The sequence below is a fragment of the Azonexus sp. genome (assembly GCF_047638095.1).
GTDB lineage: Bacteria > Pseudomonadota > Gammaproteobacteria > Burkholderiales > Rhodocyclaceae > Azonexus.
This window is the reverse complement of record NZ_JBLJBW010000029.1, coordinates 25,895-35,285: the sequence shown is the minus strand read 5'-3', so window position 1 is coordinate 35,285 and position 9,391 is coordinate 25,895. Positions and strand designations below refer to the sequence as shown.

The window sequence follows — 9,391 nt, the reverse complement described above, 5'->3', positions numbered from 1 at the left end:
CTGGAGCACCATCATGGCGCGAGTCTGCCAAGTCACGGGCAAAGGCCCGATGGTTGGGAACAAGGTTTCCCATGCCAATAACAAAACCAAGCGCCGCTTCCTGCCGAATCTGCAGAACCGTCGTTTTTGGGTTGAAAGCGAAAACCGCTTCGTCAGCCTGCGCGTTTCCAACGCCGGCCTGCGCCTGATCGACAAGAACGGCATCGACGCCGTCCTCACCGATCTGCGTGCCCGCGGCGAAATCTAATCAAAAGGAACTGAATCATGGCGAGCAAAGGCGGTCGCGAAAAAATCAAGCTGGAATCCACGGCTGGCACCGGTCACTTCTATACCACCTCCAAAAACAAGCGTACGACGCCGGAAAAGCTGGAGTTCATGAAGTACGACCCGAAAGCCCGCAAGCACGTGGCTTACAAGGAAGTGAAGCTGAAATAAGCAGCGCACTCCATTAAAAAAACCCGCTCCTTGCAGCGGGTTTTTTGTTGTCGGCGCAGTCGATCATCGATGTTGCATGCAACACTCACGCAGCGCGCCCGGCATGACGGGCAAGCAAGAGCGCGTACAAGGCGACGCCGGCAAAAAACAGTACCGACCAATTCGCCATCGACAGCCCCCAAAACTCCCATTCGCGGCTGGCACAAAAACCTGTTGCCAAAAAAAGCTGCGGCCAGGCCATCCCCAAGCCATCGACCAAGCGCTCCACCGCATCCGGCTCACTCATGCCGCAACCCGATACCGTATCCGGAAACCACTGCATCCAGCTTTGATAGAGGGCGATACCCATTCCGGCCACCGCCAAAGCCGCAATCGCCGCGCACCAAAGAAGGCGCAGCAAAGGCAAGGCAAAACCAAACAAGGCCAAAACGCCAATCAACAAATACAACAAACGTTGAAAAATGCAGTAAGGGCAGGGCGACAGCGACAACATCTGCTGCAACACCATACCGGCGGCGGACACACCCAGCACGCCCACCGCCAGTGCTGCAAACCAGGCTCTGGCCGGGTATGCCGAAAACAGCCGCGTCAAGACGCAGGTCATAACAGCTCTCCTGAAAACAAACACAAAAACGCAAACATTTGCACAAAACACAACAACAGCGGCAGAATGTCAAAAAAAAACGACAAGCCCCATCTGCTGTTAGCGAGACAAGCCCTTGAATCCAACCTCATCCACCCGCAACTCTGCCTGCATGCTCAGGCTTTTGGCAAGCTGCAGCGTGCTGCGCCAGCACGCCGAGGACGAAGCGGTTTTTTTGCAGCAACAATGCAAACTTTTGATTGAACAGGGAAATTTTGCCTACGCCGCCGTCCAGCTTCACCCGCCGGCCAGTGGCGAGGTTTTTTTCTCTTACGGCCAAGAAATTTCCAGCAACCCCAGCCTGCAGCTGCTTTTTCCCTCGTCGAGCGGGCATCTGGGGGAATTGCGCGTGATCAGCCAAGGGCCGCCCTTCAACGAAGATGAAAGTCTGACGCTCGACATCATCGCGCAAGACATCAGCGAAACCCTGTGCGAGCTGCGCTACAAGGCCAGCAACGAGCGCTTGCAATCGAATATGCGCCAGCTCTCGCGGGCGCTCGAATCGAGCCACAACGGGGTGATGATCACCTCCTCCACCCAGCTCGATCACCCAATCGTGTATGTCAATCCGGCCTTTGAGCGCATTACCGGCTATACCCCGGAAGAGGTGATCGGCCAGAGCGGGCGTTTCCTGGTACGTGACGATCTCAATCAGCGCGGCTTGGGCACCATCCGCGAAGCCTTGCGCAGCCGCAAGGAAGCGCACGCCATTTTGCGCAATTACCGCAAGGATGGTTCCCTGTTTTGGAACGAGCTCTATATCGCCCCGGTGCGCGACGAAAGCGGCGAAATGACGACCCATTTCGTCAGCATCATCAACGATGTCAGCGAGCGCATCAGCTACGAGCAGCAGCTCGAATTCCACGCCAATCACGACAGCCTGACCGGACTGGCCAACCGCAATCTGCTCAACGACCGTATCAACCAGGCACTCGCCCAAGCGCGGGCAGATAACCTGATGGTGGGCGTGCTCCTGCTTGATCTGGATCGATTCAAGCTGGTCAACGACGGTTTTGGCCACTCGCCAGCCAATGAGCTGCTCAAATCAGTCGCCCACCGGCTGAATCAGAGCGTGCGCGATACCGATACGGTGGCGCGGCTGGGCGGCGATGAATTCGTGGTGGTGGTGAGCCGTTTGCAATCGGCAGATGATTTGTCACTGGTTGCCGGCAAAATTTTGCGCGCCCTCAATCAACCCTTCATCATGGAAGGCAAGGAAATTTTCGTCACCGCCTCCGTCGGCGCGGCGCTCTACCCGCGCGATGGCGAGCACGGCGAAGCCTTGCTGCGTAATGCCGACGTTGCCATGTACCGCGTCAAGGAACACGGGCGCAACAATTACCGTTTCTACACGCCGGAAATGACGCACATGGCGATCGACCGCCTGGACATGGAGGGCAATCTGCGCCGCGCTCTGGAGCGCGACGAACTGCTGGTGTACTACCAGCCGCTGGTGTCGCTGGAAAGCGGCGAAATCGTCGGTGCCGAGGCCTTGGCGCGCTGGAATCACCCGCGCATCGGCATGATTCAGCCCGGCGAATTCATTCCGCTGGCCGAAGACACCGGCCTCATCATTCCCCTGGGACAAATGCTGTTACGCCAGGTTTGCTGCGATCTGGCCCACTGGCAAAACGAAAAATTGCCGCCACTGCGCGTGGCTATCAACCTTTCTGCCCGCCAATTCCGCCAAGACGATCTGGTCAGCAACATCCGCAGCATTCTGGAAAGCACCCAGATCGACGGCAGTCACCTCACCTTCGAGCTCACCGAAAGCATGGTGATGCACGACGTGGAAAACACGCTCATCACCCTGCGCGAGTTGAAACAACTGGGGGCGATGATCGCCCTCGACGATTTCGGCACCGGCTACTCCAGCCTTTCCTACCTCAAGCGCTTTCCCATCGACACCCTGAAAATCGACCGCAGTTTCGTGCGCGACATTCATCAAGATCAAGACGATGCCGCCATTGCGCACGCCGTCATCGCCATGGCGCACAAACTGGGCATCAAGGTGGTAGCAGAGGGCGTGGAATGCCAGAAACAGCTCGATTTACTGCGCGAATTCGCCTGCGACAACATGCAAGGCTATTTCTTCAGCCGCCCCATACCCTCCGCCGAATTCAGCCTGATGCTCAAGCAAGGCCATAAGCTCACGAACCCGGCATGAAAAACAAACTGCGCTACGAGCACGTCGCCCACGCCAGCCTGGCTGCCCACCTCGAGCAGCAAACCATTTTGCAGGCGACGACAGACGGCGGCGTGCAGGTATACCACTGCCAGAATGCACAGGGCGAATCCCTGGCCATTGCGCTGGCCAGCGGCGAGAACCTCATCGTGCGCCTGGAACGCCCGAGCGCACCGCTAGACCGCCGGCGCATGGGCCGCTAAACTGGCGCGATGATGACGCGCATACTCCTTGTCGAAGACGACGAACGCTTGGCCGGCCTGACCGCCGAGTACCTCAGCCGCAACGATCTGCAGGTCAGCATCGAAGGGCGCGGCGATACCGCAGAAACCCGTATTCTTGCCGAACAGCCCGACCTCGTCATTCTCGATGTCATGCTGCCGGGCAAAGACGGTTTCGAAGTCTGCCGCGCGGTACGCCAAAACTATCGCGGGGTGATTTTGATGCTCACCGCCCGCGATGAAGATTTTGACCAGATCCTCGGCCTCGAACTTGGGGCCGACGACTACATCGCCAAGCCGGTGCAGCCGCGTGTGCTGCTCGCCCGCATCAAAGCGCTGTTACGGCGCCTGCCCAGCCCTGGTGAGCACGATGCCGACAACGACCAGATGGTTTTTGGCAATTTCCGCATCGGCCGCAGCACGCGCGCCGCCAGCCTCAACCACCAGTCGCTCGATCTCACCACCGCTGAATTCGATTTGCTCTGGCTGCTCGCCTCGCACGCCGGCAACGTACTATCGCGCGACGATCTCCTGCAGGAATTACGCGGCATCGGCTTTGACGGCCTGGATCGCTCCATCGATGCGCGTATCTCACGGCTGCGCAAAAAGCTGAACGACGACCCGGAAAATCCCACTCGCATCAAAACGGTGCGCGGCAAAGGCTATCTGTTCAGCAAACATGACTGGGACTGAAGCGGCGCAGGACAACAGCCCCGCCACCCGTCCGGGGCTCGCCCGTTCGCTCTTTCGCGTCGCCCTGCCGCGCTGGCGGGGCGGCCAGTACAGCTTGTCCAAGCTGTTCTTCAACTTCTATTTTCTGGCGATGGGCTCCTTCATCGCCATTGCCTTTACCGCCGATTTCATCATCACCACGGCGCAGCAAGGGCTGACGGATGATTACTCGCGCCGCTTCATGCGCGGCACGATCACCCTGATCGAAGACGAACTGCACCGGCACTCGCGCCGGCAATGGGAAGAGCAGATCAAATCGATCGACAGCAAATTCGCCTATCGCCTGGGCATGGTCGAGCGCCGTTCGCTCGATATTCGCCTGACCAGCGCCCAGATCGACAAGCTGGACGCCGGCGATATTGCCATTTCGCACGACCGCGACTTCATGTATTACCGCCTGGGCACCAGTAGCAAGGTGCTCGTCATCGGGCCGCTTTCCGCCTCGCGCAAACCGGAAAATCAAGACGGCCTGCCGCTCGATTTACGCTTGCGCCTATGGACCTGGGGGCTGATCGGCATCATTTTTGCCATTGCCCTGTGGTTCTGGGTGCGCCCCGTCTGGCGCGACCTCGAAGCCTTGCGCCAGACAGCACGCCTCTTGGGTGACGGCAAATTTGAAGCTCCGGCACCGCAGGTGCGCACCCAACTCCTCGAGCCCCTTGCCGAAACCCTGCACAGCATGAACGAGCGTGTCCTGCAGCTTCTGGCCACACACCGCGAATTGTCTTGCGGCATTTCACACGAATTGCGCACCCCCATCGCCCGCATGCGTTTTGCCCTGGAAATGCTGCCGGAAACGCCTGAACTGGAAGAGCGTCGGCGACTCTGGGCGATGATGGAAGCCGACCTCGACGAGCTCGACCAACTGATCGACACCAGCCTCACCTACGCCCGTTTCGAACGCGAAATTCCCGAGGCGCACTTTTCCAGCGTGCGTTTTGCGCAATGGCTGGGCGATGAAGTCGAAGCCATTCGCCTGCTTGGCCGCCAGCTCGAAATTCGTGTCGACACCCACGCGTTACCAGAAAACCTGCACGTCGATCTGGACAAAAAAGCCATGCCCTACGCCCTGCGCAATTTGCTGCGCAATGCCTTCAAATATGCGCAAAACAGCATCTGCGTCAGTGCCGAACTAGTGGAGGAACACATTTGCATCCACGTGGATGATGACGGCATCGGCATCCCGGAAGAAGAGCGCGAGCACGTTTTTTCCGCCTTTTCCCGCCTCGATCGATCGCGCGACCGTGCCACCGGCGGCTACGGCTTGGGCCTGGCAATTGCCCGGCGCGTACTTGAATTACACGGCGGCAGCGCCAGCGCTGCGGCAGCCCCGCTGGGCGGCGCGCGTATCAGTTTGTGCTGGCGGGCGCATCAGTAAGCCGGTTTTCGATCCTTTCGGTATTTCAAACGAAATTTTCAATCCGGCAATTCTCAATCCAAGCTCAATCCAACTCATCGATCCACGCCTGCTGGATCGCTTCGAGGATTTTTTCGCCACAGCGTTCCGGATCGTCGTCAAAGCCGGGCAGCGCCATCACCCAGTTGCGCAGATCGACGAAATTCACCCGCAAGGGATCTTTATCGCCGTGGGTATCGGCGAGTTCAATGGCGATATCGTTGATGTCGGTCCATTTCATCTTTAGCCCTCCTTCGCCATGTTGATGCTGTATTTCGGGATTTCCACCACCAAGGGCGTGGCCTTGACCAAGGCCTGGCAGCCCAGGCGGGAGTTGGGTTCCAGGCCCCAGGCGCGATCCAGCAAATCTTCTTCGGTTTCCGTCGCCTCATCGAGCGTCTCGAAACCTTCGCGCACGATGACGTGGCAGGTGGTACAGGCACAAGACATTTCGCAGGCGTGATCGAGTTCGATATGGTTGTCGAGTAAATTCTGACAAATCGACTTCCCCGGCGTAGCCTCAATGACGGCACCTTCCGGGCAGAGCTCTTCGTGCGGCAAAACGATAATCTGGGTCATGCGGTTTCTCCTGACGAAGTGAAGGCGCTCAAGTCATCGACACTGCGCCCCGCCAGCGCACGTTTGACGTTTTGATCCATGCGCCGATGCGCAAACTCCTGGGTTTCATAGCCCAAATCATCCATTGCCAGATGAATCTGACGCCGGCTGTCCCCGCCCAGTGCAGTTTGTAATTTATCCATGGCTGCGCGCACTTTGGCGATTTCAGCCGCCGTCAGCAGATGCGCATCTTCGCTGAGCGCGGCTTCCGTAGCTTCGAACAGGCGGCGGGCTTCCACCTGGGCTTCACGCAGCGCACGGGTCATGGCGTCATCCTTGGCGTGCGCCATGGAATCGCGCAACATGCCGGCGATTTCATCATCCGACAAACCGTAGGAAGGCTTGACGCTGATGCTGGCTTCGACACCCGTGGTTTGCTCGCGCGCCGTCACCGACAAAAGCCCGTCAGCATCGACCTGAAAGGTCACACGGATGCGCGCCGCGCCGGCCACCATGGGCGGAATGCCGCGCAGCTCGAAGCGGGCGAGCGAGCGACAATCGTCCACCAAATCGCGTTCGCCCTGCACGACGTGAATCGCCATGGCCCCTTGGCCGTCTTTGAAAGTAGTGAATTCCTGCGCGCGCGCCGTGGGTATGGTGGAATTGCGGGCAATCACCTTTTCCGTCAGCCCGCCCATGATTTCCAGGCCCAGCGAAAGCGGGATCACATCGAGCAAAAGCCAATCATCCTTGCCAGTTTTATTGCCCGCCAGCAGGTTGGCCTGGGTCGCCGCGCCCAGCGCCACCACTTTGTCGGGGTCGAGATTGGTCAGCGGCTCCTTGCGGAAAAAATCGCCCACCGCTTTTTGCACTTGCGGAATGCGCGTTGCACCGCCCACCATGACCACACCTTGCACCTCATCAACCTGCAAACCGGCATCGCGCAAGGCTTTTTTGATCGGCTGCAGGGTTTTGCTTACCAAATTGCGGGTGATCTCGGCAAAGCTGGGGATGTCGAGTTTCAGGTCGATCATTTCGCCGGTCGCCAGACGCAGAGAAATGGGGGCCTCCGGGTTGTGCGTAAGAAATTCCTTGGCTTCGCGGCAGCGCATCATCAAATGCCGGGAATCTTCTGCCGACAAAGGCTGCGGCCGGCTTTGCTCGATCACCCAGCAATAGATGCGGTGATCGAAATCATCCCCGCCCAAGGCCGTATCGCCGCCTGTGGCAAGGACTTCGAAAACGCCTTTGCTCAAACGCAAAATGGAAATATCAAAGGTGCCGCCGCCCAGATCGTAGACCGCATAAACGCCTTCCGCACCGTTATCCAGACCGTAAGCAATCGCCGCCGCCGTCGGTTCGTTGAGCAGACGCAAAACGTTCAAACCGGCCAGACGCGCCGCATCCTTGGTGGCCTGACGCTGCGCATCATCAAAATACGCCGGCACGGTAATCACCGCTCCGACCAATTCACCCCCTAAAGCGGCTTCGGCACGTTGCTGCAAAACCTTCAGAATTTCCGCCGAGGCCTCTACCGGGCTTTTCACACCGGCCACCGTTTTCAGGCGAACCATGCCGGGAGCATCGACAAAATCATAGGGCAGGGTTTCGCCATGCACGATGTCGGCCTTGCCGCGCCCCATGAAGCGCTTGACGGAAACGATGGTGTTTTTCGGGTCTTCCGCCTGTTTTTTGCGCACCTCGTAGCCGACCTCGACCTTGCCGCCCGCGTGATAGCGCACGGCGGAAGGCAGCAGCGAGCGGCCATGCTCGTCGTTCAGGCATACCGCCATGCCACTCTTCACCGTGGCAACCAAGGAGTTGGTGGTACCCAGATCGATGCCGATCGCCCGCTTGTGTTCGTGCGGCGCAGCCGATTCGCCGGGTTCGGCAATCTGAAATAGAGCCATGTTTCCTTTACCTTTTTACTCTTCCAACGCAAGCAGGGCGTCAGTGATTTCGAGCTGCAATTTTTCCAGGAACATCTGCCGGCGCACGGCTTCACTCGCCGCCGATAGATCTTGCGCATCATCGAGCCAGGCCGCAATTTCCTCATAGCGCGCGGCAATGTCGGCACGCAAGCGATGGTGCAAATGCTCCAGTTCGTGATGATTACCGGCGCAGCGCGCTTCTTGCACCGCCTCGCGCCATTCCATCTGCTGCATGAGAAAATCGGCAGGCATGGCGGTATTGGTTTCGGCACGCAAATCGACACCGGCCAACTCGACCAAATAACGCGCCCGCGCCAGAGGGTTTTTCAGCGTTTGATAGGCAGCATTCGCCTGACTCGCCCACTGCATCGCCACCCGTCGCTCTGCTTCCGGCGCGTTGACGAAACGGTCCGGATGGACGCGTGCCTGCAAATCACGGTAGCGCGCATCGAGCTCACTCGCCGCCAGGCGAAAGCGCCGTGGCAGGCCGAGCAGAGTGAAAAAGTCGCTGTTTAGATCCAAGACAAAAACTCAAACATTGAACGATTCGCCGCAGCCGCATTGATCCTTGACGTTCGGGTTATTGAACTTGAAACCTTCGTTCAAACCTTCGCGCGCGTAATCCAGTTCCATGCCTTCCAGATAGGGCAGGCTTTTGGCATCGACGATCACCTTGACGCCGGCCTGCTCGAACACCACGTCGTCGGCGTTGATCTCATCGACAAATTCGAGTTTGTAGGCCATGCCCGAGCAACCGCTGGTGCGCACGCCCAAGCGCAAACCGACGCCCTTGCCGCGTTTTTCAAGGAATTTTTCCACCCGCAGTGCGGCTTTTTCCGTCAAGGTCACCGCCATGTCAGGCTCCGTTTTTCTTCTTGTAATCGGCCACCGCCGCCTTGATCGCGTCTTCAGCAAGAATCGAGCAGTGGATTTTTACCGGCGGCAAGGCAAGTTCTTCGGCAATCGCCGTGTTTTTGATCGACAAGGCCTCGTCCACCGTCTTGCCCTTGACCCATTCAGTCACCAGAGAAGACGAGGCAATCGCCGAGCCACAGCCATAGGTTTTGAATTTGGCATCTTCGATCACGCCTGATGGATTCACCTTGATCTGCAGTTTCATCACGTCGCCGCAGGCCGGCGCGCCGACCATGCCGGTGCCGACGCCATCGTCTTCTTTGTTGAAGGAGCCGACGTTACGGGGGTTTTCGTAGTGGTCGATGACTTTCACGCTGTAGCTCATAATTTTCTCCGTAGTGTTGGGGTGGGGCGAATTGCCATTTTTATTGCACC

The 9,391-nt window shown here is 58.4% G+C and carries 13 protein-coding genes; 6 read left to right on the top strand and 7 right to left on the bottom strand.

Annotated features, from left to right (window positions below; genetic code table 11):
* Nucleotides 1-13: 13 nt before the first annotated feature.
* Together rpmB and rpmG are read left to right on the top strand one after the other, a co-directional pair.
* Nucleotides 14-247: a 50S ribosomal protein L28 gene (rpmB, locus tag ACM62Q_RS08925; RefSeq protein ID WP_415035704.1), complete on the top strand. Its 234-nt coding sequence runs from the start codon at nucleotides 14-16 to the stop codon at nucleotides 245-247.
* A 17-nt stretch (nucleotides 248-264) separates the two neighbouring features.
* Nucleotides 265-435, top strand: coding sequence for a 50S ribosomal protein L33 (gene rpmG / locus ACM62Q_RS08920; protein ID WP_028994601.1), 171 nt, complete (start codon nucleotides 265-267; stop codon nucleotides 433-435).
* A gap of 85 nt (nucleotides 436-520) precedes the next feature.
* On the opposite strand, the gene ACM62Q_RS08915 is transcribed toward rpmG, so the two are convergent.
* Entirely contained in the window at nucleotides 521-1,039 is a 519-nt protein-coding gene (locus ACM62Q_RS08915) for a disulfide bond formation protein B (RefSeq protein ID WP_415035698.1), read from the bottom strand.
* Nucleotides 1,040-1,190: 151 nt separating this feature from the next.
* Between ACM62Q_RS08915 and ACM62Q_RS08910 the strand changes: the two genes are divergently transcribed.
* Genes ACM62Q_RS08910 through ACM62Q_RS08895 form a run of 4 tightly spaced genes read left to right on the top strand, consistent with a single transcriptional unit; the run spans nucleotide 1,191 to nucleotide 5,594 of the window.
* Nucleotides 1,191-3,245 carry a putative bifunctional diguanylate cyclase/phosphodiesterase gene (locus ACM62Q_RS08910; RefSeq protein ID WP_415035696.1) on the top strand — a complete coding sequence of 685 codons (2,055 nt, stop codon included), beginning with the start codon at nucleotides 1,191-1,193 and terminating at the stop codon, nucleotides 3,243-3,245.
* Nucleotides 3,242-3,466 (top strand): hypothetical protein, encoded by a 225-nt coding sequence (locus ACM62Q_RS08905; RefSeq protein WP_415035694.1) that lies wholly within the window; start codon nucleotides 3,242-3,244, stop codon nucleotides 3,464-3,466. Before ACM62Q_RS08910 ends, ACM62Q_RS08905 begins: the two co-directional genes overlap by 4 nt.
* 12 nt (nucleotides 3,467-3,478) lie before the next feature.
* Nucleotides 3,479-4,177, top strand: coding sequence for a winged helix-turn-helix domain-containing protein (locus tag ACM62Q_RS08900; protein WP_415035692.1), 699 nt, complete (start codon nucleotides 3,479-3,481; stop codon nucleotides 4,175-4,177).
* A complete protein-coding gene (locus tag ACM62Q_RS08895; RefSeq protein ID WP_415035690.1) occupies nucleotides 4,164-5,594 on the top strand; it encodes an ATP-binding protein in 1,431 nt (476 codons plus the stop codon). Before ACM62Q_RS08900 ends, ACM62Q_RS08895 begins: the two co-directional genes overlap by 14 nt.
* Nucleotides 5,595-5,658: 64 nt before the next feature.
* On the opposite strand, the gene iscX is transcribed toward ACM62Q_RS08895, so the two are convergent.
* The 6 genes from iscX to iscU are packed head-to-tail and all read right to left on the bottom strand — an operon-like array spanning nucleotide 5,659 to nucleotide 9,341.
* Complete coding sequence (gene iscX, locus ACM62Q_RS08890) at nucleotides 5,659-5,853, bottom strand: Fe-S cluster assembly protein IscX (protein WP_415035688.1); 195 nt, start codon at nucleotides 5,851-5,853, stop codon at nucleotides 5,659-5,661.
* A 2-nt stretch (nucleotides 5,854-5,855) separates the two neighbouring features.
* Nucleotides 5,856-6,191, bottom strand: a complete 336-nt coding sequence (gene fdx, locus ACM62Q_RS08885) for an ISC system 2Fe-2S type ferredoxin (protein WP_415035686.1) — start codon at nucleotides 6,189-6,191, stop codon at nucleotides 5,856-5,858.
* Nucleotides 6,188-8,080, bottom strand: coding sequence for a Fe-S protein assembly chaperone HscA (hscA, locus tag ACM62Q_RS08880; protein WP_415035684.1), 1,893 nt, complete (start codon nucleotides 8,078-8,080; stop codon nucleotides 6,188-6,190). Before hscA ends, fdx begins: the two co-directional genes overlap by 4 nt.
* Nucleotides 8,081-8,095: 15 nt before the next feature.
* A complete protein-coding gene (gene hscB, locus ACM62Q_RS08875; protein WP_415035682.1) occupies nucleotides 8,096-8,623 on the bottom strand; it encodes a Fe-S protein assembly co-chaperone HscB in 528 nt (175 codons plus the stop codon).
* A 9-nt stretch (nucleotides 8,624-8,632) separates the two neighbouring features.
* Nucleotides 8,633-8,956, bottom strand: coding sequence for an iron-sulfur cluster assembly protein IscA (iscA, locus tag ACM62Q_RS08870; RefSeq protein WP_415035680.1), 324 nt, complete (start codon nucleotides 8,954-8,956; stop codon nucleotides 8,633-8,635).
* A 1-nt stretch (nucleotide 8,957) separates the two neighbouring features.
* Nucleotides 8,958-9,341, bottom strand: a complete 384-nt coding sequence (gene iscU, locus ACM62Q_RS08865) for a Fe-S cluster assembly scaffold IscU (protein WP_415035678.1) — start codon at nucleotides 9,339-9,341, stop codon at nucleotides 8,958-8,960.
* Nucleotides 9,342-9,391: the final 50 nt, after the last annotated feature.

Bases quoted from the DNA above. Each gene is read 5' to 3' on its own strand.
- rpmB (WP_415035704.1), top strand. From the start codon at position 14: ATGGCGCGAGTCTGCCAAGTCACGGGCAAAGGCCCGATGGTTGGGAAC.
- rpmG (WP_028994601.1), top strand. From the start codon at position 265: ATGGCGAGCAAAGGCGGTCGCGAAAAAATCAAGCTGGAATCCACGGCT.
- ACM62Q_RS08915 (WP_415035698.1), bottom strand. From the start codon at position 1,039: ATGACCTGCGTCTTGACGCGGCTGTTTTCGGCATACCCGGCCAGAGCC.
- ACM62Q_RS08910 (WP_415035696.1), top strand. From the start codon at position 1,191: ATGCTCAGGCTTTTGGCAAGCTGCAGCGTGCTGCGCCAGCACGCCGAG.
- ACM62Q_RS08905 (WP_415035694.1), top strand. From the start codon at position 3,242: ATGAAAAACAAACTGCGCTACGAGCACGTCGCCCACGCCAGCCTGGCT.
- ACM62Q_RS08900 (WP_415035692.1), top strand. From the start codon at position 3,479: ATGACGCGCATACTCCTTGTCGAAGACGACGAACGCTTGGCCGGCCTG.
- ACM62Q_RS08895 (WP_415035690.1), top strand. From the start codon at position 4,164: ATGACTGGGACTGAAGCGGCGCAGGACAACAGCCCCGCCACCCGTCCG.
- iscX (WP_415035688.1), bottom strand. From the start codon at position 5,853: ATGAAATGGACCGACATCAACGATATCGCCATTGAACTCGCCGATACC.
- fdx (WP_415035686.1), bottom strand. From the start codon at position 6,191: ATGACCCAGATTATCGTTTTGCCGCACGAAGAGCTCTGCCCGGAAGGT.
- hscA (WP_415035684.1), bottom strand. From the start codon at position 8,080: ATGGCTCTATTTCAGATTGCCGAACCCGGCGAATCGGCTGCGCCGCAC.
- iscA (WP_415035680.1), bottom strand. From the start codon at position 8,956: ATGGCGGTGACCTTGACGGAAAAAGCCGCACTGCGGGTGGAAAAATTC.
- iscU (WP_415035678.1), bottom strand. From the start codon at position 9,341: ATGAGCTACAGCGTGAAAGTCATCGACCACTACGAAAACCCCCGTAAC.